Origin of the sequence: Actinoplanes sp. NPDC048967 (genome assembly GCF_040649415.1) — a bacterium.
In the GTDB taxonomy this organism is placed as follows: Bacteria; Actinomycetota; Actinomycetes; order Mycobacteriales; family Micromonosporaceae; genus Actinoplanes.
Map to the genome: position 1 here is coordinate 155,682 of NZ_JBEZFL010000002.1, position 23,395 is coordinate 179,076.

The window sequence follows — 23,395 nt, forward strand, 5'->3', positions numbered from 1 at the left end:
GCCAGCGGCCTCGGCGGCGCCCAGGCGGGCGGCTCCACGGCCAGCGGCCTCGGCGGCGCCCAGGCGGGCGGCTCCACGGCCAGCGGCCTCGGCGGCGCCCAGGCGGGCGGCTCCACGGCCAGCGGCCTCGGCGGCACCCAGGCCGCCAACCCTCAGGCTCGGCGCCATCCGGCCCGGCCATCCGACACCCGAGCGGCAGTCACACTCAACGACGCCGCGTCCGGCATCCTCACAACGACCCGGCGTTCCAACGCCGCTTCGCGGCAACACCCACGCAGTTCGTCGGCACGCTCAGCGCGGCTCCGCACGCCGAGATGTCGCCGGCGGCAGTACCGCCAGCTGGAGGTTCTTCCGGTCGGCGACCCAGCCGTGCAACCGGACGCCGCTTAGGGGGTGTCTCGTACATTATGACGGCCTGTTGCACGGTCTCAGCCAACGCGAGTAGGCCCTCTCCGCCGGCGGCCGCGATCACCGCGCTCAAGGACTTCGAGTGGCGTCGCCGGCCGGAGCCACAGCCGGCGCTGGTCGCGGTGGCGACTGACGCTCCATGCCGGCGGGCGCCCGGCCCATACCGGCCGCATCCCGCGCCGCCAGAGGGTTCACCGGCGCGGGACCACACCAGCTCACTTCAGCTGAGGTCGAACTCCTCGCCCCGCACCCCACGCAAAAAGTCCTGAAAAGTCTCCCGGCTGAACGACAGCACAGCGCCCTGTGGGTTCTTGGAATCCCGGACAAGGATCGCCTGCGGCCCGGCGCTCACCTCGACACAGTTGCCGCTGGAGCTGCGCTTGCTCTTGCGCCACTGATGGACCTCGTCGGGCGTGTTCATCCGGCCTCCAGCTGTATAAGAGCGCCCGGCGGTCGAAGCACCCCAGGCTGATAAGTCTGATTTTACGTTTTTGTCCGCGTCTGACCCGGAACTAACGCAAGCAAAAATGGATGCTAGACCATGCCGGTGCAAACATCCAGTTGCAAATTGCACTAAGGTAAGGGAGATCCACGATTGCCGACGTCACCGGAGTTGATCATGACCGAGCCGGTCGGCCCAGCCATCGCGCGCCTGCGGTTGCACACCTATCTGCGTGAGCGGCGGGAGGCGCAGGGACACACCGCTTCCGCTGTCGCCCGCAAGATGCGGTGGTCGCAGAGCAAGCTCAACCGCATCGAGAACGGCGTCGTCACGATCCAGCCGATCGAGGTCAAAGCCCTCCTGGAGTTCTACGACGTCCAGGATCCGGCCGAGGTCGAGCGGCTGATGGACCTCTCCGAGATCTCCCGGGAGCGCCGGTGGTGGCGTGAGGAGAAGCTGTCGCAGGAGTTCAAGGACTTCGTCGCCTTCGAGAGCGAAGCCTCCGGCCTGTACGGCTACTTCGCCCTGTTCATCCCCGGCCTCCTGCAGACCCCCGAGTACGCCAAGGCACTCAGCTCGCCGGTGATCAAGGAGGCCGTCGCCGACTCGACGGGGATGAATCTGACCGAGGTTCGCCGCAAGCGTCAGGAGACCCTGTTCGACCGGCTCGACAGCAGCCGCCCCCCGGCGCTCAACATGGCCGTGGACGAGGCCGTGCTGCTGCGTCCGGTCGGCGGGACCGAGGTGATGGCCGCCCAGCTCGATCATCTGCTGGCCGTCTCCAAGCGCCCGACGGTGCATCTCACCGTGGTTCCGCTCGACCTCGGCGCCCACGGTGGCCTGGGCGGCACCTTCGAGCTGCTGGAGTTCGCCGGCCGCCAGGACGACGACGTGGTCTTCATCGAGACGCCGGCGGACGATTTCCTGCTGACCGACAAGACCAAGACGGAGACCTTCCGCAAGATCATGGACGACCTGCTCTCGTCGGGACTGTCCGGCAAGCACGCCACCGACGAGATCGGCCGGGCCCGCCGGCGCCTGAAGGTCTGAGCGGGTCACGGGAACGGGGAGCGGTTGATCTCGAGGGCCCGGATCAGCGCGCGGCGGACCCGTTCGAACTGGGCCCGGTCACCGGTGCCATAGAGGACCACCTCCGTGCCGTGGTGCAGGGCGCGGATCTCCCGCCAGCGCAAGCCACGCCGGGGGTCGAGCACAACGGCGACGTCCTCGAGGTCGGGAATCCGGTAACGCTGGTGCTGCGTCTCGACGTACCAGCTGGTGACGACGATGCGGCGGTCGGCGTAGTAGACGGCCCAGCCGCATCGAGGGGCGCTCGGGGAAGTGCGGTCGATCGACATCTCGGTCCCCTTACCTCGATCCTGCCTCCGATTGTCCGCAGAAATTTCCGGACAGCAACAGTCTGATCACAAATTTCTAACGGCTAAGCGCTATCTGCAAAATGCACTCTGGGTCGGCGACCCTGGATCTTCACCCGGCTAGAGTCTTGGTCGAACGATGAGCGCGCCGATTCGGCCTCGTCGTTTATCGTGGGGGCACACCGCAAACTGAACTTCCCTTCAGGCCGGTCGCAGGGAAGGCCAGCTGCAACGAAGGTCAGTCGCAACGAAGGAGGGAGCGGCTCCCATCCAGCTCAGGACGACGGCGTAGTCGGACCTCACCAGTGGAAGAGGCTCGTCATGTCACAACCCACCGGACCAGCACTCGCCCGCGATCGGCTCCTGGCCCCGCTGAGCGAGCTGCGAGATTCACTGCGACTGTCGTCTGATCACCGGGATCGGGACAGCGACTGGTGGGCGCTCCACCAGTTCACCATCGAATACCCGCGCTTCCTCGACCACGAGGCCCGGGCCGCCCAGCTCGGCGTGTGCCAGCCGCTGGTCGTGCCCGGCATCCTGCAGACCCCGGCGTACGCGCTCGCGGCGACCACGGCGATCACCGGGCGGGTGCCCGACGATCCTGCCGCTCTGGCCCGCGTCGAGGTACGCCTGGGACGGCAGTACGAGCTGCTCGACCGGATGTGCGGGGCAGAGCCGCCGAGGCTGACCGTGGTGCTGGACGAGTTCGTCCTGCGCCGGCCGGTCGGCGGCGTCGAGGTCCTCAAGGCACAGCTGGAAGACCTGCTCTACCTGGGCGAGCTCGAGACGATCACTCTGGTGGTCAAGCCGGCCGAGGACGGCGCGCACGCCGGCCTCGGCGGATACTTCGAGCTCCTGCGGTTCGCCGACGACAGCGCCGAGGTGCTCTTCCTGGAGTCGACCGCGACCGACTCACTGCTCACCGGCGCGGCGGCGACCAGGCCGTACAGCGACTGCCTGGACCGGCTGCTGGCCGGCACCGACGGCAACGCCGCGGCCCTGGCCACCGTCCGCCGGATCCGCGACTCACTGCCCTCGGACCCGTCCTAGAAGACCACGACCGAACGGGCCCCCTCGCCACGGGCCATCCGCTCGAAGGCCGCCGGGACGCCGGCGAGCGGAATGCGGTCGGTGATCAGGTGGTCGAGCTTCAGCGCGCCCGAGAGCACGTCCTGGGCCAGCGCCGGCACCTCGACGTCCGGGTCCGACGAGCCGTAGACCGAGGCCCGCAGCGTACGGGCGCTGGAGAAGATGTCCAGCGCGCTCAGTTCCACCATGTCGTCCGCGCGGCCCATGCCCACCACGGTCACCTGGCCGCCGCGGCGGGTCGCCCGCCACGCCGCCCGGATGGTCGCCGCCCGGCCCACGCATTCGAAGGCGTGGTCCGCGCCCAGCCGGTCCGTGCGCGACCGGATGTCCTTGGACAGGTTTTCCGAGGAGACCACGAAGTCGGTCGCCCCGGCGGCCTCCGCGAGCGCCTTCTTGGCCTCCGACACGTCCACCGCGATGACCGTCGCGGCACCGGCGGCCCGGGCCGCCGCGACCACCGACAGACCCACCCCGCCGAGGCCGATCACCACGACCGAGTCACCCTCGGCGACCCGCGCGGTGTTGCGCACCGCTCCGGTGCCGGTCAGCACCGCGCAGCCCAGCAGGGCCGCGCTTTCCCAGGCCAGTTCATCCGGTACGGGGATGACGGCCCGCTCCGGCACCACGACCTGCTCGGCGAAAGCGCCCAGCCCCAGCGTCACGTGCACCGGCGCACCGTCCAGCGTGCTGCCGTTCTCCAGCGCCGCCACGTTCGCCGTCGAGCACAGCCACGGCTCGCCGTGTGTGCAGAACCAGCATTCGCGGCAGGGCGGTGACCAGTTCAGCGCCACGTGACTGCCCGCGCGTACCCGGGTCACGCCGGTGCCGGCCTCCACCACCTCGCCCGCCGCTTCGTGCCCGAGGACCAGCGGGTGCGGCGGGCTCAGCGTGCCGTTGACCATGGACAGGTCGGAGTGGCAGACGCCGGCCGCGCGGATGCGGACGCGGACCTGGCCGGGGCCGATCTCGGGCAGGCGCAGCTCCTCGACCGCGGGTGCCGTGCCGGCCTCCCGGACGACCAGGGCCTTGATGTAAGAGGTCACCGCTGAATCGCTTTCGTCTGCTGGAACTCGCTGAGGCCGTACGCGCCGAGCTCGCGGCCGAGGCCCGACTGCTTGTAGCCGCCGAACGGGGCCACCGGGTTGAACGAGCCGCCGTTCACGTCGACCGCGCCCGTACGCATCCGGCGGGCCACGGCCAGCGCCCGGTCCGGTGAGCCCCACACGCCACCGGCCAGACCGTACTTCGAGTTGTTGGCGATCTCCACCGCGTGGTCGTCGTCGTCGAAACCGATGATCGACAGCACCGGGCCGAAGACCTCCTCCTGGGCCAGCTCGCTCGCCGGGTCGACGTCCGCGAACACGGTCGGCGCGACGAAGTAACCCTTGTCCGGGACCGGGGCGTCGCCGGCCACCTGCCGCGCGCCGGCGCGGGCGATGAAGCCTCGGACCCGCTCGCGCTGCGCCGCGGACACCAGCGGCCCGAGCCGGGTGCCCTCGTCGAACGGGTCACCGGTGGTGTACGCCGAGGCGGCGGCCGCGGCGAGCTCGACAGCGGCGTCGTAGTGGCTGCGGTGCACCAGCATCCGGGTCCAGGCCGTGCAGGTCTGGCCGGAGTTGAGGAAGGCGTTGCCCACGCCCACCTTGACCGCCTTGGTGAGGTCGGCGTCTTCGAGGATGACGTTGGCCGACTTGCCGCCGAGCTCCAGCGCCACCCGGGCGATCCGGTCGGCGGCCGCGTGGGTGATCGCCCGCCCGGTCGCGGTCGAGCCGGTGAACGACACCATGTCCACGTCCGGGTGCCCGGCGATCGCCGCGCCCACCACCGGTCCGGTGCCGGGCACCAGGTTGAGCACCCCCGGCGGCAGCCCGGCCTCGTCGGCCGCATCGATCAGCAGGTACGCCACCAGCGGCGTCAGCTCGCTGGGCTTGAGCACCACTGTGCAGCCGGCCGCCAGCGCTGCGGCCACCTTGGCGACGACCTGGTGCAACGGGTAGTTCCACGGAGTGATCGCCCCGACCACGCCGACCGGCTCGTGCACGATCAGGGAGTTGCCGATGGTCTCCTCCGGCACCGGCTGGGCGGCCAGGTCGGCGTACCCCCGGAGGACCGTGAGCGGCAGTCCCGCCTGGACCGCCTTCGCGACCTTGAGCGGCGTGCCCAGCTCGAGTCCGACGGTGCGGGCGATGTCGCCCGCGCGGGCGGCGAGCGCCTCGTGCAGCTTGCCGAGCACCGCCCCGCGTTCGGCCATCGGCGTCCCGGCCCAGCCGGGGAAGGCGGCCCGGGCGGCCGCGACGGCCCGGTCCACGTCCGCGGCGGTGCCGGCGGGCACGTGGCCGAGGATCTCCTCGGTCGCCGGGTTCTCCACCGGGATGGTCTCGGTGCCCACGGCAGCCGTCCAGGCCCCGTCGAGGTAGATCCGGTCGCGGGAGAGGGTCATGTCAGGCTCCCTTTCAGCGGGTCGAGCCGGGCCTTGAGCGCGTCCAGGCCGGTGAGGACGGTTTCCAGGCCGAGGGCGAACGCGCCTTCGTCGACGCTGCGCCGGTGTTCGGCCAGCAGGTGGGCGTCGCGCAGGTGCGGGTAGCGCTCGGCGTACAGCTGGGGGTCCTCGTCGAAGCCTAGGGCGAACGAGCCGAGGGCCGCACCGGTGACCAGATAACGCATCACGGCGCCGATGTGGGTCGCCCGGGCCGGCGGCCAGCCGGCGGCGATGAGACCGCCGTAGACCGTGTCGGCCATGGCCAGCGCGGCCGGCCGGCGGCCGGGGCCGTGGGCCAGGACCGGCACGATGTTGGGGTGGGCGGAGAGCTCCGCGTGATACGAGTACGCCCAGAGCCGCAACGCCTCGCGCCAGTCGTGGTCGGCGAAGAACGAGACGTCCACCCGGGCCACCACCGCGTCGGCGACCGCGTCCAGGATCTCGGCCTTGGTCGGGAAGTGGTTGTAGAGCGAGGGCCCGGCGACGCCCAGCTCGGTGGCGAGCCGGCGCACGGAGACGGCCTCGAGTCCTTCGGCGTCGACCAGCTGGCCCGCCACCTCGACGATCCGCTCTCGGCTGAGCAGGGTGTGCCGGGGCCGGGCCATTTAACGCTCCTGAAACTCTGGACGGCACAAAACTTACACCGCTAGTTTTATCACGTGGACTTTCAACTCAGCGACGAGGAGCGGGCCGTTCGCGACACCGCCCGTCAATTCATCACCCGCGATGTCATGCCGCTGGAGCAGGAAGCTCTGCGGCGCGAGCGCAACCACCAGCCCGGGCTGGAGCGCAGCGAGCTGCGCGAGTTGCAGCTCAAGGCGAAGAAGTTCGGCTTCTGGGGCCTGTCGACCCCGGAGGAGTACGGCGGCATGGACCTCCCCGCGGTCCTGCAGTCACTGATCTGGACCGAGGTCGGCCGCACGTTCGTGCAGTTCAAGTTCGGTGGCGAGGCCGACAACATCCTGTATTACGCCAACGACGCGCAAAAAGCCGAGTATCTGGTGCCGACCATCGAGGGCGACCGGATCTCCTGCTTCGCCATCACCGAGCCGGGCGCCGGCTCGGACGCGGCCAACATCAAGCTCAGCGCCCGCCAGGACGGTGACGACTGGATTCTCAACGGCGAGAAGACGTTCATCACCAACGGCAACGACGCGGACTTCGTCATCGTCGTGGCAGTCACCGACAAGGAGAAGGGCGTGCGCGGCGGTGGCACGACCGCCTTCCTGGTCGACCGGGACATGGGCTGGCGCTCGGAGTTCATCCAGACCATGGGCGAGGGCGGCCCGGCCGCGCTGATCTTCGACAACGTCCGGGTGCCGTCGCGCAACATCCTCGGCGAGCTCGGCCAGGGCTTCGAGCTGGGCATGAAGTGGATCGGCAAGGGCCGCTACCTGATCCCGTCGAACGCGGTGGGCATCGCCGAGCGGGCCCTGGGCATGGCGATCGAGTACGCCAACACCCGCGAGACCTTCGGCCGCACGATCGGTTCCAACCAGGCCGTCCAGTGGATGATCGCCGACTCCGAGGTCGAGCTGGAGGCGGCCCGCTGGCTCATCCTCAAGGCGGCCTGGACCGTGGACCAGGGCTGGGACCCGCGGCACGCGTCCTCGATGGCCAAGCTGTACGGCGCCAACATGGTCAACAACGTGGTCGACCGGGTCATGCAGATCCACGGCGGCATGGGCTACACCCGCGAGCTGCCGATCGAGCGCTGGTACCGCCAGGTCCGGCTGATGCGCATCTACGAGGGCACCGACGAGATGCAGCGCCTGATCATCTCCCGCGATCTGCTGCGTGGTTACACCAAGATCGGAGGCCATCTCTCATGACGATGTTGTCGCTGGCGGCTGTGCTGGCCGAGGCCGCCCGGCGGTATCCGGACAAGGTCGCGATCGTCGACCACGCCGAGCGGATCAGCTACCGCGATCTCTGGCAGCAGTCGCTGGCGTACGCGGCCGGGCTGCGGGAGCTGGGCATCGGGCCGGGCGACACCGTCGCCGTGCTGATCCCCAACGTGGCCGACTTCCCCCGGGCGTACTACGGGGCGCTGGCGGTGGGCGCCCGGATCGTCCCGGTCCACCTGCTGCTCACCGCGGACGAGATGGCGTACGTCCTGCGCGACAGCCGGGCGGACCTGCTTGTGTCCCACTCCAGCCAGCTGAAGACGGCAATGGGCGCCGCGAGCATCTCCGGCACGCGGGTCGCCAGTGTCGGCCCGATGCCGCCCGGAGTGCCGGACGCCCCGCCGCGGCTGGAGGAGGTGTCGGCCGCGGTCCCGCCGCTGCCGACGTACGTGAGCCGCGAGGCCGAGGACGTCGCGGTGGTGTTCTACACCAGCGGCACCACCGGGGAGCCCAAGGGCGCCCTGCTCACCCACCTCAACCTGGTCATGAACGCGACCGTCAACGTCTTCGACGCCAACGAGGTACGCGCCGACGACGTGGTCATGGGCTGCCTGCCGCTGTTCCACACCTTCGGGCAGACCGTGGGCATGAACGGCACCTTCCGGCTCGGCGGGACCCTGGTGCTGCTGGCCCGCTTCACCGGTGAGGCCGCGATCGACCTGATGGTGCGTGAGCGGGTGACCGTCTTCCACGGCGTGCCGACGATGTACATCGGCCTGCTGGAGGCGGCGGCGAAGGCCGACAAGCTGCCGGAGCTGCGGATCTGCGTCTCGGGCGGGGCGTCGCTGCCGGTGGCCGTGCTGGAGCGCTTCAGCGAGACGTTCCACTCGACGGTGTTCGAGGGCTACGGGCTGTCCGAGACCTCACCCACCGCGACCACCAATCAGCCGGCGTTCGGCACCCGGGCCGGCACCATCGGCCACCCGATCTGGGGCGTCGAGGTGGAGATCGCCCGCGCGGAGGTCGACGAGCGCATCGAGCTGTTGCCCACCGGCGAGCTCGGCGAGATCGTGATCCGCGGTCACAACGTCTTCGCCGGCTACCTGAACCGGCCCGAGGCCACCGCCGAGGCGGTCGTCGACGGCTGGTTCCGCAGCGGTGACCTGGGCACCAAGGACGCCGACGGGTTCATCACGATCGTCGACCGCAAGAAGGACCTGGTGATCCGGGGCGGCTTCAACGTCTATCCCCGCGAGGTGGAGGAGGCGCTGGCCCGGCACCCGGCCGTCGTGCAGGTCGCGGTCATCGGCGTGCCGGACCCGGTGCACGGCGAGGAGATCTGCGCGGTCGTGGTGCCCGATCCGGGCGGCATCACCGAGCAGGAGCTGATCGACTGGTCCCGGGAGAAGCTCGGCAAGCACAAGTACCCGCGGCAGATCCGCTTCGTGGAGGCGCTGCCGATGGGACCCAGTTTCAAGGTGCTCAAGCGCGAGCTACGCCGGACCTTCGGCCAGTAGCACCGGTAGTTCCGCGACGATCGGCCTGTCCGCCGGCAGCCAGGGCACACTGTCCAGCTCGTCGGCGGCCAGCCAGCGCATCGCCGTGTGTTCGAGGGCGCGCGGCTCGTCGCCGTTCAGCAGCGTCACCGTGAAGACGCGCAGGACGGCCCGGCCGTGCGCCAGCGGCACGTCCGGCCCCACCCGGGCCCCGACGGCCACCCGTACGCCCAGCTCCTCCGCGCACTCGCGGGCCAGCGCCTGAGCGTCGGTCTCCCCGGGCTCGACCTTGCCGCCCGGGAACTCCCAGCGCCCGGCGACCTCCGGCGGCGCGGAGCGCTCACAGGCGAGCACCCGGCCGTCCTGCACGATCACTGCCGCGACAATCACCCTCGGTGACGGACGGCCGTTGACGTGGCGTTCATGGGACATGAGCCAAGAGCGTGCCACAAAACTTGACCGATCAGGTTGAACGATGCGTCCCGATCGTCACGAGAACACGGATATGTGGGCGTGGACATAGTTGACGGGGAAGACAAGACTGTGGGCACCGACCATGACGACACGGCGACAGTTTGGCCACAAGCCGGCAACGACGCCAGGGAGGTGCGGCCATGCGGGGCAGGAAACTACGGGGTACCCGCTCCGACTACTTGAGTGACGCGCTCGCGGTGCTGGGCGGATGGACCCAGGACGGGGTCCAGCTCAAGCGCATCCTCGCCTGTGACGACAGCCAGCATGCCGCTCTGACGGAGCGGATCAAGGTCGCCGCCGACACGTTGCGCCTTCGGCCCAGCATCCGGCGCATGGACGGTCACACGCAGATCCTGCTCGGCGCGTCCGACGGCGAGACCATCACCGACGGTGAGGTCACTCTCGCGGCCCGGATCGAGGACGCCTACCGCACAGTGGTCGGGCCTCAGTAACCTCGGGATCATGACGGCGCCGATTTACGACAGCAAGGGCCAGCTCCAGCAGATCGAGAGCGGCCTGCTCGAGGGTGAACAGATCATCGCGGTGTACGACGCCGTCGGCGCCGGCACCGGCTTCATCGGGCTCACCACCCGTCGCGTGATCATCCAGGACAAGTCCTTCGTGGGGAAACGCTTTGCGATCACCAGCATCCCGTACTCCAAGGTGAGCAGCGTGAGCGTGGTGAGCAACAAGAGCTGGGCCGGGCAGTTCTTCTCGACCGGCACGATCGCGATCAGCGTGGGCACCCACACCTACGAGGTCGAGTTCCGCGGCTCGGAGAAGACCCAGCACGTGCACAACGTGATCCTGCACTACGCGTCCTGACGCGTTCTTTCGTCATCACGATGCGTCGCCCACGTCGGGCGGCGCATCTTTTTGTTGCAATCGACAAAAGTCCATGCCGTCGTGTCAAAAGTATGGACAGCTGAGCGAGAAGTTACTAACGTTTGCTCACTGTTACATGCCGGTAACACGCGACGCGGTCATTCCCCGGACCGCGCCGCCGTTGCCCACACCTGGCAATTCCCCTACGTCAGGAAAGGGACGGTCACCCGTGTCCCCAAGATATCGACGCATGCCCAGACTTCGATACGCGGCCGGCGCTGCCCTGCTCGTCGCCGCGAGTCTGGTCGCCACCGCCGCACCGGCCGCGGCCCACGACATCAACCCCGCCGACTTCCAGCAGGTCACGCTGGCCAAGGGCGTCGCCGAGATGGGCGAGCCGATGGCCCTCGCGGTGCTGCCCGACTCCTCGGTGCTGCACACCGCCCGCAACGGCACGCTGCGGCGTACCGACAAGAACGGCACCACCGCGGTCATCGGCACCCTCGCGGTCTACAGCCACGACGAGGAAGGGCTGCAGGGCGTCGGAGTCGACCCGGGCTTCGCCACCAACCGGCAGATCTACCTCTACTACGCGCCGCCGCTGAGCACCCCGGCCGGGGACGCCCCGGCCAGCGGCTCGGACTTCTCCGCCTGGACCGGCGTCAACCGGCTCTCCCGCTACACGCTCAACGCCGACTTCACCCTCAACACCGCCAGCAAGGTCGACGTGCTCGACGTGCCGGCGAGCCGTGGCCTGTGCTGCCACGTCGGCGGGGACATCGACTTCGACGCGGCCGGCAATCTCTACCTGTCCACCGGGGACGACTCCAACCCGTTCGAGTCCGCCGGCTACTCGCCGCTGGACGAGCGCACCGACCGCAACCCCGGATACGACGCGCAGCGCAGCGCCGGCAACACCAACGACCTGCGCGGCAAGGTGCTGCGGATCAAGGTGAACGCGAACGGGACGTACAGCGTCCCGGCGGGCAACCTGTTCGCACCGGGCACGGCGAACACCCGTCCCGAGATCTACGCGATGGGCTTCCGCAACCCGTTCCGGATGAGTGTGGACAAGGCCACCGGCGTCGTCTACCTCGGTGACTACGGTCCGGACGCCGGTTCCTCCGACCCCAACCGCGGGCCCAGCGGCCAGGTCGAGTTCAACCGGATCACCAGCCCGGGCAACTACGGCTGGCCGTACTGCACCGGCAACAACACCAGTGCCGAGACCTACAACGAGTGGAACTTCGCCAACGGCACCACCGGGGCCAAGTACGACTGCGCCGGCGGGCCGACGAACAACTCGTTCCGCAACACCGGCCTGAGCAAGCTGCCGCCGGCCCGGGCGGCCTGGATCCGGTACGCGGGCGACGCCGGCACCCCGCCCGAGTTCGGCGGCGGCTCGGAGTCCCCGATGGCCGGTCCGGTCTACCGCTACAACGCGAACCTCAACTCCCCCACCAAGTTCCCCGCCGCGCTGGACGGCCACTTCTTCGCCGGTGAGCTCGGCCGCGGCTGGATCAAGCCGATCCACGTGGGCACCGACGGCTCGGTGGGCGAGATCTCGACCTTCCCCTGGGTCGGCAAGCAGGTGATGGACATGGCGTTCGGCCCCGAGGGCTCGCTGTACGTCCTGGACTACGGCACCGGCTACTTCAACGGTGACGTCAACTCGGCGCTGTACCGCTTCGACTACCTGGCCGGCTCGAACCGGGCGCCGACCGCGGTGGCCGGCGCGAACCGGACCTCCGGGCAGGCACCGCTGGCCGTGACGTTCTCCTCGGCGGGATCGTCCGATCCGGAGGGTGGTGCGCTGACGTACTCGTGGAACTTCGGTGACGGCACCACGTCCACCGCGGCCAACCCCACCAAGACGTACACAGCCAACGGGACGTACCAGGTGACGCTCACCGTGCGGGACCCCGAGGGGCTGACCGGTACGGCCAACGTGACCATCGGGGTCGGCAACACCGCCCCCACGGTGACGATCAACAACCCGCCCAACGGCACGCTCTTCTCCTACGGCGACAGCATCCCGTTCTCCATCACGGTCACCGACCCGGAGGACAGCTCGATCAACTGCGCGAACGTCAAGCTGACCTACGTGCTGGGCCACGACAGCCACGGTCACCAGATCACCTCGCAGAACGGCTGCACCGGCACCATCACCATCCCGGTCGACGGTGAGCACGACTCGGCGGCCAACATCTTCGCGGTCTTCGACGCCGAGTACACCGACGCCGGCGGCCTGACCACGCACACCCAGCACACCCTGCAGCCACGGCACCGGCAGGGCGAGCACTACAAGACGTCGTCCGGTGTGGACAAGATGAGCAAGACGGCGGCCGAGGGTGGCCAGACCGTCGGCAACATCAACAACGGGGACTGGATCGCGTTCGAGCCGTACCGGCTCAGCGGGGTCACCTCCTTCACGGCCCGGGTCTCCTCCGGCGGCGTGGGCGGCACGCTGCAGCTGCGTACCGGCTCGGCGACCGGCACGGTCGTCGGCTCGGCCGCGGTGCCGGTGACCGGCGGCTGGGACACCTTCACCAACGTCACCGGTACGGTCAGCGGCGCCCCGAACACCACCGGCCCGCTGTACCTGACCTTCGCGGGCGGTGCCGGCGCTCTGTTCGACCTGGACGCGTTCACGCTGAACGGATCCGCGGCCCGCGTCGGTCCGATCGTCGGGCTGGCCGGCAAGTGCCTCGACGTGGCCGGCGGCGCCACCGCCGACGGCACGAAGATCCAGCTCTACACCTGTAACGGCAGCGCGGCGCAGAACTGGACCGTGACCGCCGGGAGCACGGTCAAGGCCCTGGGCAAGTGCCTCGACGTGGCCGGCGGCGCCACCGCCAACGGCACCAAGGCCCAGCTCTACACCTGCAACGGCAGCGCCGCGCAGAACTGGACCGCGAACGCCGACGGCAGCCTGCGCAACCCGCAGTCGGGCAGATGCCTCGACGTCAGTCAGAACAGCTCGGCCGACGGGCAGCAGATCCACATCTGGGACTGCCTGGGCGCCGCCAACCAGAAGTGGGTGTTGCCATGATCGGCAAAGTGCTAGGTGCCCTGCTGTTGATCCCGGCCTCGGTCGCGATCGCCTCCCCGGCCGCGGCCGCGGACGACCCGTACGACGTGCTGGTCTTCTCCCGGACGGCAGGCTTCCGGCACGACGCCATCCCGGCCGGCATCCAGACCATCCGGGATCTGGGCGCGGCCAACGGTTTCTCGGTCACCGCGACCGAGGACCCGGCGGCGTTCACCACAGCCGGGCTGGCCACCTACGAGGCCGTCGTCTTCCTCAACACCACGGGTGACGTGCTCAACGCCACCCAGCAGACCGCCTTCGAGGGCTACATCCGCGGCGGTGGCGGCTACGTCGGCGTGCACGCCGCGGCCGACACCGAGTACGACTGGCCGTTCTACGGTCAGCTGGTCGGCGCGTACTTCGCCTCGCACCCGGCGATCCAGCCGGCCGCCGTGGTGATCGAGGACCGCGCCCACTCGGCGACCGCGCACCTGCCGCAGCGCTGGAACCGCACCGACGAGTGGTACAACTACCGCACCAACGCCCGGTCCACGGCGCACGTGCTGGCCACTCTGGACGAGAGCTCGTACTCGGGCGGTGGCATGGGCGCCGACCACCCGCACGTGTGGTGCAAGACCTACGAGGGCGGCCGGTCCTTCTACACCGGCGGCGGCCACACCATCGAGTCGTACGCGGACCCGGCCTTCCGGGCCCACCTGCTCGGCGGCATCCGGTACGCGGCCGAGGCCAGCAACGCCGACTGCCGCCCGGAGACGGGTTACACGCCGCTCTACAACGGCTCCACCGCCGGCTGGTCGCAGGCCGGTCCGGGCGCCTTCACCAACAGCGACGCGACGCTCACCTCGACCGGTGGCATGGGCCTGTTCTGGTACAGCCAGAAGCAGTTCACCAACTACTCGCTGAAGCTGGACTGGAAGCTGGCCGGCGACGACAACACGGGCGTCTTCATCGGCTTCCCCCCGTCGACCGACCCGTGGTCAGCGGTGAACAACGGCTACGAGGTGCAGATCGACGCGACCGACGCCGCCGACCGCACCACCGGCGCCGTCTACACGTTCAAGTCGGCGGACCTGGCGGCCCGCGACGCCGCCCTCAACCCGCCGGGCGAGTGGAACACCTACGAGCTGCTGGTCGAGGGTGAACGGCTGCAGGTCTTCCTGAACGGCACGAAGGTCAACGACTTCACCAACACCGACCCGGTGCGCTCACTGGCCGGCCACATCGGACTCCAGAACCACGGTGACGGCGACGACGCCGCCTTCCGCAACGTACGGATCAAGGAGCTCGGTGGCACCCAGCCGCCGCCCGCCGGCACCGGCCCGATCGTCGGCCTCGCCAACAAGTGCCTGGACGTCGCCGGCGCCGGCACCGCCGACGGCACCAAGATCCAGCTCTACACCTGCAACAACAGCAACGCGCAGAAGTGGACCGTGACCGCCAACGGGCCGGTCAAGGCGCTGGGCAAGTGCCTCGACGTGGCCGGTGGCGCCACCGGCAACGGCACCAAGGCGCAGCTCTGGACCTGCAACGGCTCGGGCGCACAGGTCTGGTCGGCCCAGCCGGACCAGAGCCTGCGCAACCCGCAGTCGGGCCGATGCCTGGACGTCAGCCAGAACAGCTCGGCCGACGGCCAGCAGATCCACATCTGGGACTGCCTCGGCGCCGCCAACCAGAAGTGGAAGCTGCCTCAGTAGTTCAGTAGTCCAGCACCCGGGTGGGCAGCGGCGTCTCGGTCACCGAGCCGTCCGCTGCCCGCTTGAGTTCGTACCCCCGAGGTCCTTGCTTGTCGGCCACGACCTCCGCCAGGCTGGTGCCGCGGTAGACCAGCCCGGCCCCGTCGTCGGTCGCGTAGCCGTCGCCCAGCGTGCCGTCGCCGATGAGCTTGTGCATCATCGGCCGGCGCTGCTCCTCGGCGTCGTAGTGCACGCCGTTGCTGTACGGCAGCCAGCCCAGCCCGTCGGTGAACGCCCGCAGGTCGGGCCCGAAGCTGTCGGTGCTGCCGCCCTGGTGCCAGCAGATCGAACCGGCCGAGACGCCGCCGAGCACCACGCCGGCCTGCCACGCCTCGTGCAGGATCTCCTCGAGCCCGTGCACCCGCCACACCGCCACCAGGTTGGCCACGCTGCCGCCGTTCACCCAGATCACGTCCTGGTCGAGCAGGTGGGCGCGGATGTCGTCGTGGTTGGGCATCGGGAAGAGCTGCAGGTGCGAGGCCCGGTAGCGGGTCTTGGCGAAGGCGGCGTAGGTGGCCCCGATCCAGTTGTCGGGATCACCGACGGCCTGGTGCAGGAAGCAGAACTTGGCGGTGTCCCCCGCGTTCGCCAGATCGGCGGCGAAGCGGTGGACCGGGCCGGGACGCATGTCGAAGGGGCCGTACCGGCCGCGGGCGAATCCGGCGCTCGTGGCGAGGATGGTCGGTTGATCGGCGGTCATCGCGTCATCATGGCGCACGCGTCGGCCGTCTCCAGAACGAGGTCGGCCGCCGCGTCGAGAGCCGCGGTCAGATGCACCGGATCGCCGTCCACCGCGGTGAAGACGGCGTCGACCTGTGCGCGGAACCTCGGCGGGGCGCCGGGCAGGGCGGCGGCCGCGGCGACGGCGCCCTTCTCATTGACGAGCCAGCGGCCGGCCGCACCGTGCAGGGCGTGCGCGCAGACGCCGACCAGGCGGAACAGGCAGCCGGCCACGTAGGCGGCGTCACCGCGGGTGACCGCCTTGCGGCCCAGCCCGGTCAGGAAGTCGGCCTCCCAGAGCCCGGCCACCAGCGCCTCGCGCAACGCCGGCGGGTAGGTCGACATCTGCGCACGCAGGGCGGTCAGCTCACCGTTCGGGTCGGTCAGGATCACCCCGAGGGCGACCTCACCCGCGTACGCGAAGTCGGGCACGCCCAGCGGATGGCCGGCCTGGGCGTGGAACGCATATCGGCCCTGCTCGGCGTCCGCCCAGGCGGCGGTGACGCGGTCGAGGTCACGGTAGATCCAGTCGACGGCCGCGCCGTCCACGGTGAGCCACCCGCCACCGTCCACCCACGGCCCCCAGCCACCGACCGGCGTGACCTGCGCGGCCGGCCCGCCGAAGGTCCGGGCCAGCTCGCCGAGGACCGCCACGTCGAGGGGCCGGTGGTAGTAGACGCCCAGGTCGGTGTCGGACTCCGGGGTGTGGGTGCCGCGGGCCCGGCTCCCGCCCAGCAGCACCGCGGTCACGCCCGGCACCTCGGTCAGCCGGGCCGCCAGCTCACCGAGCCGCTCGTCACTCAACGCCACGCCGCTCATCCTCGCCTACCTCAGCCCGGTTTGCGCGCCTCGATCAGGACCCGCCGGGCGTACGAGACGAACGGGCCGCCGGCCTGGATCCGATCGTGCACGGCGCGCAGCTGGGGCCGGTACTTCTCGACGCTGAACCCGGGCACCGTCCAGACGACCTTGCGCAGGAAGTAGGTCACCGCGGCCACGTCGAAGTACTCCGCCCGCAGGGTCTCCGCCCGTACGTCGAGCACGCTCAGGCCCGCGGCCCGGGCGGCCGCCGCCAGTTTCTCCGGGTGCCGCGGGTCGGGCGGCGGCAGCGGGCCGAGCATGGCCTCGGACAGCTCCCGGTTGGTGCCCGCGCCGATCTGCTGGGACAGGAAGGTGCCGCCGGGCCGCAGCACCCGGGCGACCTCGTCCCACAGCGTTCCGACCGGGTGCCGGCTCACCACCAGGTCGAACGCGCCGTCGCGGAACGGCAGGGTGGGCGCGTCGGCCGCTTCCACCACCAGCGCGCCGAGGGGCCGCAGATTGCGGGCGGCGACCGGCAGGTTCGGACGCCACGAGTCGGTCGCCACCAGCCGAGCGGGCGGCTTCGGCACGGTGGCGAGGACCTCCCCGCCACCGGTCTGCACGTCCAGCGCCGCCTCGGCACGCGCCATCCGGTCGGCGACCAGCCGGGCGTAGCCCCAGGACGGGCGCTGCTCGGTGGCCCGCCCGTCGAACCAGGAGAAGTCCCAGCCCTCCACCGGTACGGCCGCCGCCTCGGCGATCAGCTCGTCGAACGTCGCAGGCATCGGGGCAGTGTCCGTCGCCGCGCCCGGCCCGGGCCAACGATTTACTTCGGCTCGTCGCCGGCCTTGCCGGTGTCCTCCTCGTCCGGGCAGGGCAGCGTCAGCTCCAGCTCGTCGATGTCCGAGGCGTCGAGCAGGCTCAGGTCGCCGTCGATGATGCTCTCCGGACGGGTGTCGGCCTTGTCGCCGTGGGTGCAGACCGCTTCGCGGCCCATCCGTACGCACGAGCCCAGCAGACGGCATTCCCGGTGGCCCTGTCCCCGGTCGTGCCGGCCGCGCCCGCCGCTGTGCTGGCCGCCCCCGCCGCGTCCCCGGTTGCCGAAGGCCACCACCCGGTCCTGCGGCTCGCGGGTCACTGTCGAGTCGAGCAGGCGCCGGCTCGTCTCGCGGTCCCCGGTGTAGGTGACCTCGTAGCGCAGCAGCCGCTCGCCGGGCACCCCGGGCGTCTCGATCTCCCGGGTGCCGGGCGGCAGCGACGGGTCCCGGACCAGCGTGGTCCGGAACGGGATGGCCTCCGTCTCGGAGACCACCTCGGTGCGGACCTTCGGTGCGGCGGGTGCTCCCGCCGGAGCGGGCGCGGCCGCCGCGGCGCCGGCCGCGGGGGCGACGGCACCACCACCCGTACGGCCGCGGTCGGCCGAGGCGGCGCGGCGTGGCGAGCGGGTCGCCGTGCGGTCCGCCTCGCCGGGCGCCGACCGGGTCTCGTCGGCCTCCCGCTCGGCCTGGGCATGGCCGAGGACCCCGTCACCGAGGCCGGTCGCACCCGCCTGGGACGGGAGCGGCACCTCGGCCGCGGGCAGGTCGACGACCGGGGACTCCCGACCCACGGCCGTCACGACACGCGTGTCTTCGCTGGTCAAGGCGGCGATCCCGCCTGCTGTGCCAGCCACGAGGGCGAGCACCCCGAGCCCGGCAGTGGCCATCCGTACCCCGAATGGCAGCCGCGCCCAGAGGGACTTACGCGGCATTTCGAGTAGATGCTGCCAGGTATCACTAGATGTCTGGTTTAGCACCAAAGCATTGTGCTGCCGCGGCGCCGCCGGGCCAGCATCACAGCCGCACCCGAAAGGATGACGCCGAAGCGCCCGACGGCTATCCGACACCGCCGAGCGGTGATCTGTTTCGGTCCGCCGCGCCGCACTCCGTGTGCACCGCGCCGCCGCACACCCGGCCGACAATGCTTGCGACCCGCCCAAAAACCCTGGAGGTACGGTGCGCAGAACGGTCAGCATCCTGGCAGCGGCAGCGATGGCCCTCACCGGCACGCTCGCGATCAGCGGCCCGGCGTCGGCGGCGACGCCGGGCCTGCGCTTCCACGGCGCCCAGTACGACTCGCCGGGCAAGGACACCCGCAGCAACGCCAGCCTCAACGCCGAGTGGATCTCGCTGGTCAACACCGGCAGCAAGGCGGTCAACCTCAAGGGCTACACCATCCGCGACGCGTCGCGGCACACGTACACGTTCGGCAGCACGACGATCGCGGCCAAGGGTGGCCGGATCTGGGTGAAGACCGGCAAGGGGACCAAGTCGGGCCGCAACGTCTTCTGGGGCAGCGGCAACTACATCTGGAACAACACCGGCGACACCGCGACCCTGCGCAACGCCTCGGGCAAGTCGCTCGACACCTGCTCCTGGAAGTCCAAGGCGAACCGCACCTGGGTCGCCTGCTGATCGTCGCGCCACGCGAGAGCGGGCCGCCGGGGTGCTCTGCTCACCCCGGCGGCCCGCCGTATCTGTGCTGCCGGATCGGGTCAGGCGGCGACAGCGGCCTGGCGCAGCGGCGCGAGGGCGGTGCTCCAGGCCACGACCTGGTCCAGCACGGTGGTCAGCGCGCCGGTCTGGTGGGCGCCCGGGGTGAACTGGCTGTAGTTGACGAAGTCGGTGGCCAGCGACAGGGTGACCGCCGCCCGGACGTCCGCCATCATCAGCTCGCCGGCGATGAGGCGCAGCGACTCCACGGCGCGGGCGCCGCCGACCGAGCCGTAGCCGACGAAGCCGACGGCCTTGTTGTTCCACTCGGCGAAGAGGAAGTCGATGGCGTTCTTGAGCACGCCGGAGGTGGCGTGGTTGTACTCCGGGGTGACCATCACGAAGCCGTCGAAGGACGCGATCTTGGCCGCCCACTCGAGGGTGTGCGCCTGGCTGTACTGGGCCATCGAGGGCGGTACCGGCTCGTCGAGGTGCGGCAGCTTGTAGTCGAGCAGGTCGACCAGCTCGAACTCCGCATCGGTGCGCTGCGACGCCAGGTCCAGGACCCACTTGGCGACAGCCTCGCCGTTACGGCCGGGGCGGGTGCTGCCGAGAATGATTCCGATCTTGGTCATGGCCGATGCTCCGTTGCTCGATCTGTTGTTTGCTTCGTCAAGCAAATAGGTCTGGGCGGCGTGGTGTCAAGGTCGTAGGATCTTTGTCATGTCCGCCACCCCTCTCGCCGGGCCCGCCGCGGTGGTGCCGCTGAGCCCCGCGGAGGAGGCGGTGATCCGGGCGCTGGGCCGACTCATCCTGGTCATGCCCCGTGAGCTGGACGCGGACCTCCAGGCGGAGCAGCGCATGTCGCTGAGCGAATACGCGGTCCTGCGGCACCTCTCGGAGTCCGAGCACGGCCGGATGCGGATGAATGAGCTCGCCGCCGCCTGCGACATGTCGATGAGCGGGATGACCCGGCTGGCCGCCAAGCTGGAAGCCCAGGGTCACCTGCGCCGGATCCGCTGCGAGAACGACGCCCGCGGGCTGAACGCGGTGCTCACCGACGACGGCCTGGCCCGGCTCCGCGAGGCGTGGCCGACCCACCTGCGCAGTGTCCGGCGCCACATCGTGGATCACCTGGAAGGGTTGGATCTGTGCCGGCTCGCGACGGCTCTCGAGGCGATGGCGGGCGGTGCCGGGAACGCGTGTCAGAGTTCCCCGCATGACGACTGACCCCCGCCCGGCCGCATGACGTTCCACCCCGGAGAAACGGTCGTCCGGCGCTTCCTGCACTCCGATCGGCGCATCGCCGCCGTCCAGGCCGCCCGGGTGGTCAGCGACGACGACCGCGGGCTGCTGCTGTTCGTCGACATCGGCGCCGAGTCGATGCGGCGCACGGACCTGACCGGCGCGCCGACCCGGCACCTGAGCGTGGCCGACGAGCTGGCGATGCCGACCATGCTGTCGCCCGTACGCCGGGAGACCTTCCGGTCGCTGCTGCTCCTGCCGCCCGGCGCGCCGCACTCCGTCTCGTGGAGCTGGCTGGCCGACGGCACCTTCGCGGGCTGGTACGCCAACCTCGAGACCCCCGCGCGCCGCTGGACCGGTGGCGTCGACTCGCACGATCAGACACTGGACGTCCTGGTCGGCGCCGACCACTCGTGGTTCTTCAAGGACGAGGAGGACCTGAGCTCGCTGGACCCCGCGGAGGCGGCGGCCGTGCGCGCGGAGGGCGAACGGCTGGGCAAGCTGGCCGAGACCGCGACGTTCCCGTTCGACGGCACCTGGCTCGGCTTCACGCCCCCGCCGCAGTGGACGCCGGCCACCCTGCCGTCCTGGTGGGACGCCACCCCATGACGCATGCCGTTATGGGTATACGATCGGCCGATGGCACGAGCGGCGACGACGACGGACGCGTTCAACGCGGTGGCCGAACCCCGGCGGCGGGAGATTCTCGACCTGCTGGCCGACGGTGAGCTCGGGGTCAACGATCTGGTCGAGCTGCTCGGCCTGGCCCAGCCGCAGGTCTCCAAGCACCTACGGGTGCTGCGCGAGGTCGACCTGGTGCACGTCCGCGACCAGGGCCGCCGACGGCTCTACCGGCTGAACCCGGAGCCCCTCAAGCCGATCCAGGAATGGCTGAGCCAGTACGACTCGCTGCTCGATCTCCTCGCCCCGGCCGCCTGACCGGTGACCGTCTCCACCGCCGACCGGACCGCCCGGATCGCCTCCGAGGTCCTCGCCCCCGCCGTCCTGGTCGCGGGCCTGCTGCTCGTGGTCGGCTGGCACGCCGGTGACCAGCCCGGCGTCTCCCGCTGGTGGGGGCTGCCGGGTGCCCTGTTCGCGGCCGGCATCCCGCTGGCCTACGTGCTGCGCGGCGTCCGGCAGGGCCGGCTGACCAGCCACCACATCCCGGAACGGGAGCACCGCCGGATCCCGCTGCTGTTCGGCATCGCCTCGGTGGCGGCCGGCCTGCTGGTGCTGGTGCTGCTCGGCGCCCCGCGCGAGGTGTTGGCCCTGCTGGCGGCGGGCGGCGTGGGCCTGGTCGTCTTCACGGTGGTGACCCACTGGTGGAAGATGTCGATCCACGCGGGCGTGGCGGCGGGCACGGCGATGACCCTGACGGTGGTCTACGGCCCATGGGCCCTGCTCAGCCTGCCGCTCGTGCTGCTGGCCGGCTGGGCACGGGTGCGCCTCTCCGCCCACACCGGCGCCCAGGTGATCGCCGGCGCCCTGGTCGGCGCCGTGATCGCCGGCACGGTCTTTCCGGCCCTGCGCTGACGATCACCGGCTCGCCGCGACCCGGATCCCGATCAGGACGGTCACGCCACCGAGCAGCGTGGTGAAGACGAACGGACCGGTGAACGGGGCCAGCGTGAAGAGCAGGCCGGAGAAGGCCAGGGCCATGCTGCCACCCACCGCGTCCGTGATGCTCTTGGCCGCGGTGTTGAAGCCCTCCTCCCCAGGGGCCGACAACGCCAGCACGAGCGTGCTGATCCGTGGGTACAGCGTGCCCATGCCCGCGCCCGCCGCGAACCAGCCGATCGCCGCCACCGCGGGGTGCAGGGTCAGCACCACGGTGGCGAGTTCCAGGGCCGCTCCTCCGGCCACCAGCGTGGCGCCGGTGCGGATCGCCGTACCCGGGTCCAGCCGATCGCCCAGCCGGCCCTGCACCGCCGACGCCAGCGCCCACGCGATCGCGGCCGCGGTCAGCGTGACGCCGGACAACCAGGCCGGCAGGCCGTAGCGGTCGTGCAGCAGCAGCGGCAGGTAGACCTCGGTGCCGAAGAAGACCCCGCCGGCCACGCCACAGAGCACCACCGTGGCCGGGAGGCCGGCGCGGATCCGGAACGTGCCCGGCGGCACCAGGTTGCGCAGCGCGAAGCCGATCACCACCACGGCGGCCGGGGCCAGCAGCCAGGCCGCCGCCCGGTCCAGCTCACTCAGCGAACTGAGGGCCACCACGGCGACCGCGACCACAGCCGCCTCGACAACCCGGCGTGCGTCCGCCGCCGAGGCCGGCACCCGGTCGGCCGGTGCCCGGTCCCGGCCGCGTACGGCGGGCAGCATCAACCCACCCGCCACAGCGACCAGCGCGACCACCCCGATGAACACCCAGTGCCAGCTCAGGGTGTCGGCGACGAAACCGGCGACGAACGGCCCGACCATCGACGGCAGCACCCAGGCGGACGCGAAGGCACCGAAGATCTTGATGTGCAGCGGGGTGGGATAGACCAGCGCGACGAGGACGTACAGCGCCACGGTCATCCCGCCCGCACCGAGGCCCTGCAGGAAACGCGCCGCCACGAACACCGGCATCGACGGGGCCGTGCCCGCGACGGCCAGCCCGGTCGCGAAGACGGCGATCGCGGTGAACAGCGGGACCGCCGGCCCGCGCCGGTCGGCCCACGAACCGATCGCGACCATGCCCACCACGCCGGCAGCCAGCGTCGACGAGAAGGCGAGAGCGTACAGGCCGCGCCCGTGCAGGTCGGTGGTCACGATCGGCATGATCGTGGTGACCGCCAGGGACTCGAACGCGGCCAGGAAGACCAGGCTCCACGCCCCGACCGTGGTCAGGGCGTACGGCCGCCGCAGGATGCCGGCCCGGGTGATCTCGCTGTCGACGCTCACCGCACGAACCTAGAACCTCACCCCGGCTTGAGGTCAAAGTCCGCGTCAGGT

The 23,395-nt window shown here is 70.7% G+C and carries 25 protein-coding genes; 13 read left to right on the top strand and 12 right to left on the bottom strand.

Annotated elements, in window-relative coordinates; all coding sequences use genetic code 11:
* Positions 1-628 precede the first annotated feature (628 nt).
* Entirely contained in the window at positions 629-829 is a 201-nt protein-coding gene (locus tag AB0C12_RS07415; RefSeq protein ID WP_360545218.1) for a DUF397 domain-containing protein, read from the bottom strand.
* Positions 830-1,027: 198 nt separating this feature from the next.
* Here AB0C12_RS07415 and AB0C12_RS07420 point away from each other — a divergent pair, with 198 nt between their 5' ends.
* A complete protein-coding gene (locus AB0C12_RS07420) occupies positions 1,028-1,900 on the top strand; it encodes a helix-turn-helix transcriptional regulator (protein ID WP_360545220.1) in 873 nt (290 codons plus the stop codon).
* A 5-nt stretch (positions 1,901-1,905) separates the two neighbouring features.
* On the opposite strand, the gene AB0C12_RS07425 is transcribed toward AB0C12_RS07420, so the two are convergent.
* Complete coding sequence (locus tag AB0C12_RS07425) at positions 1,906-2,208, bottom strand: hypothetical protein (protein WP_360545222.1); 303 nt, start codon at positions 2,206-2,208, stop codon at positions 1,906-1,908.
* Positions 2,209-2,547: 339 nt separating this feature from the next.
* Here AB0C12_RS07425 and AB0C12_RS07430 point away from each other — a divergent pair, with 339 nt between their 5' ends.
* Positions 2,548-3,276 (top strand): DUF5753 domain-containing protein, encoded by a 729-nt coding sequence (locus AB0C12_RS07430; RefSeq protein WP_360545224.1) that lies wholly within the window; start codon positions 2,548-2,550, stop codon positions 3,274-3,276.
* On the opposite strand, the gene AB0C12_RS07435 is transcribed toward AB0C12_RS07430, so the two are convergent.
* From AB0C12_RS07435 to AB0C12_RS07445, 3 genes are read right to left on the bottom strand one after another with little or no spacing between them, the layout of a single operon-like run.
* The gene (locus tag AB0C12_RS07435) at positions 3,273-4,358 is read right to left on the bottom strand and encodes an alcohol dehydrogenase catalytic domain-containing protein (protein ID WP_360545226.1); all 1,086 of its coding nucleotides are present in this window, start codon (positions 4,356-4,358) and stop codon (positions 3,273-3,275) included. The two genes, AB0C12_RS07430 and AB0C12_RS07435, sit on opposite strands and share 4 nt — an antisense overlap.
* Positions 4,355-5,755 carry an aldehyde dehydrogenase family protein gene (locus tag AB0C12_RS07440; protein ID WP_360545228.1) on the bottom strand — a complete coding sequence of 467 codons (1,401 nt, stop codon included), beginning with the start codon at positions 5,753-5,755 and terminating at the stop codon, positions 4,355-4,357. Before AB0C12_RS07440 ends, AB0C12_RS07435 begins: the two co-directional genes overlap by 4 nt.
* On the bottom strand, positions 5,752-6,399 hold the full coding sequence (locus AB0C12_RS07445; protein ID WP_360545230.1) for a TetR/AcrR family transcriptional regulator: 648 nt from the start codon (positions 6,397-6,399) through the stop codon (positions 5,752-5,754). Before AB0C12_RS07445 ends, AB0C12_RS07440 begins: the two co-directional genes overlap by 4 nt.
* A 54-nt stretch (positions 6,400-6,453) precedes the next feature.
* Here AB0C12_RS07445 and AB0C12_RS07450 point away from each other — a divergent pair, with 54 nt between their 5' ends.
* Positions 6,454-7,626 carry an acyl-CoA dehydrogenase family protein gene (locus AB0C12_RS07450; protein WP_360545232.1) on the top strand — a complete coding sequence of 391 codons (1,173 nt, stop codon included), beginning with the start codon at positions 6,454-6,456 and terminating at the stop codon, positions 7,624-7,626.
* Positions 7,623-9,158: a long-chain fatty acid--CoA ligase gene (locus AB0C12_RS07455; protein ID WP_360545234.1), complete on the top strand. Its 1,536-nt coding sequence runs from the start codon at positions 7,623-7,625 to the stop codon at positions 9,156-9,158. The genes AB0C12_RS07450 and AB0C12_RS07455 overlap by 4 nt, the downstream gene beginning before the upstream one ends.
* Here AB0C12_RS07455 and AB0C12_RS07460 read toward each other — a convergent pair.
* Positions 9,135-9,569 carry a (deoxy)nucleoside triphosphate pyrophosphohydrolase gene (locus AB0C12_RS07460; protein ID WP_360545236.1) on the bottom strand — a complete coding sequence of 145 codons (435 nt, stop codon included), beginning with the start codon at positions 9,567-9,569 and terminating at the stop codon, positions 9,135-9,137. The genes AB0C12_RS07455 and AB0C12_RS07460 overlap by 24 nt on opposite strands.
* A 182-nt stretch (positions 9,570-9,751) precedes the next feature.
* Here AB0C12_RS07460 and AB0C12_RS07465 point away from each other — a divergent pair, with 182 nt between their 5' ends.
* The 4 genes from AB0C12_RS07465 (at position 9,752) to AB0C12_RS07480 (ending at position 15,182) form a co-directional block, all read left to right on the top strand.
* Positions 9,752-10,063, top strand: coding sequence for a pterin dehydratase (locus tag AB0C12_RS07465; RefSeq protein WP_360545238.1), 312 nt, complete (start codon positions 9,752-9,754; stop codon positions 10,061-10,063).
* 10 nt (positions 10,064-10,073) lie between these two features.
* On the top strand, positions 10,074-10,436 hold the full coding sequence (locus AB0C12_RS07470) for a PH domain-containing protein (RefSeq protein ID WP_125812592.1): 363 nt from the start codon (positions 10,074-10,076) through the stop codon (positions 10,434-10,436).
* Between the two features lie 250 nt (positions 10,437-10,686).
* Positions 10,687-13,488 (top strand): PQQ-dependent sugar dehydrogenase, encoded by a 2,802-nt coding sequence (locus AB0C12_RS07475; RefSeq protein ID WP_360545240.1) that lies wholly within the window; start codon positions 10,687-10,689, stop codon positions 13,486-13,488.
* Positions 13,485-15,182: a ThuA domain-containing protein gene (locus tag AB0C12_RS07480; RefSeq protein WP_360545242.1), complete on the top strand. Its 1,698-nt coding sequence runs from the start codon at positions 13,485-13,487 to the stop codon at positions 15,180-15,182. Before AB0C12_RS07475 ends, AB0C12_RS07480 begins: the two co-directional genes overlap by 4 nt.
* Position 15,183: 1 nt before the next feature.
* On the opposite strand, the gene AB0C12_RS07485 is transcribed toward AB0C12_RS07480, so the two are convergent.
* From AB0C12_RS07485 to AB0C12_RS07500, 4 genes are read right to left on the bottom strand one after another with little or no spacing between them, the layout of a single operon-like run.
* Positions 15,184-15,921, bottom strand: a complete 738-nt coding sequence (locus AB0C12_RS07485; RefSeq protein WP_360545244.1) for a peptidase E — start codon at positions 15,919-15,921, stop codon at positions 15,184-15,186.
* Positions 15,918-16,760 (bottom strand): nucleotidyltransferase domain-containing protein, encoded by an 843-nt coding sequence (locus AB0C12_RS07490; RefSeq protein ID WP_360545246.1) that lies wholly within the window; start codon positions 16,758-16,760, stop codon positions 15,918-15,920. Before AB0C12_RS07490 ends, AB0C12_RS07485 begins: the two co-directional genes overlap by 4 nt.
* Before the next feature lie 11 nt (positions 16,761-16,771).
* A complete protein-coding gene (locus tag AB0C12_RS07495) occupies positions 16,772-17,527 on the bottom strand; it encodes a class I SAM-dependent methyltransferase (protein ID WP_360545248.1) in 756 nt (251 codons plus the stop codon).
* 41 nt (positions 17,528-17,568) lie between these two features.
* On the bottom strand, positions 17,569-18,360 hold the full coding sequence (locus AB0C12_RS07500; protein WP_360545250.1) for a G5 domain-containing protein: 792 nt from the start codon (positions 18,358-18,360) through the stop codon (positions 17,569-17,571).
* Between the two features lie 376 nt (positions 18,361-18,736).
* On the opposite strand from AB0C12_RS07500, the gene AB0C12_RS07505 reads away from it, so the two are divergent.
* Entirely contained in the window at positions 18,737-19,195 is a 459-nt protein-coding gene (locus AB0C12_RS07505; RefSeq protein ID WP_360545252.1) for a lamin tail domain-containing protein, read from the top strand.
* An 80-nt stretch (positions 19,196-19,275) separates the two neighbouring features.
* Here AB0C12_RS07505 and AB0C12_RS07510 read toward each other — a convergent pair whose 3' ends face one another.
* Entirely contained in the window at positions 19,276-19,848 is a 573-nt protein-coding gene (locus AB0C12_RS07510) for an NAD(P)H-dependent oxidoreductase (RefSeq protein WP_360545254.1), read from the bottom strand.
* An 88-nt stretch (positions 19,849-19,936) separates the two neighbouring features.
* On the opposite strand from AB0C12_RS07510, the gene AB0C12_RS07515 reads away from it, so the two are divergent.
* From AB0C12_RS07515 to AB0C12_RS07530, 4 genes are read left to right on the top strand one after another with little or no spacing between them, the layout of a single operon-like run.
* Positions 19,937-20,443: a MarR family transcriptional regulator gene (locus AB0C12_RS07515; protein WP_360545256.1), complete on the top strand. Its 507-nt coding sequence runs from the start codon at positions 19,937-19,939 to the stop codon at positions 20,441-20,443.
* A 15-nt stretch (positions 20,444-20,458) separates the two neighbouring features.
* A complete protein-coding gene (locus AB0C12_RS07520) occupies positions 20,459-21,067 on the top strand; it encodes a DUF402 domain-containing protein (protein WP_360545258.1) in 609 nt (202 codons plus the stop codon).
* Between the two features lie 30 nt (positions 21,068-21,097).
* Positions 21,098-21,397 carry a metalloregulator ArsR/SmtB family transcription factor gene (locus tag AB0C12_RS07525; RefSeq protein WP_360545260.1) on the top strand — a complete coding sequence of 100 codons (300 nt, stop codon included), beginning with the start codon at positions 21,098-21,100 and terminating at the stop codon, positions 21,395-21,397.
* A 3-nt stretch (positions 21,398-21,400) separates the two neighbouring features.
* Complete coding sequence (locus AB0C12_RS07530; protein WP_360545262.1) at positions 21,401-21,991, top strand: phosphoesterase PA-phosphatase; 591 nt, start codon at positions 21,401-21,403, stop codon at positions 21,989-21,991.
* Positions 21,992-21,994: 3 nt separating this feature from the next.
* Here AB0C12_RS07530 and AB0C12_RS07535 read toward each other — a convergent pair whose 3' ends face one another.
* On the bottom strand, positions 21,995-23,344 hold the full coding sequence (locus AB0C12_RS07535; protein ID WP_360545264.1) for an MFS transporter: 1,350 nt from the start codon (positions 23,342-23,344) through the stop codon (positions 21,995-21,997).
* Between the last annotated feature and the right edge of the window lie 51 nt (positions 23,345-23,395).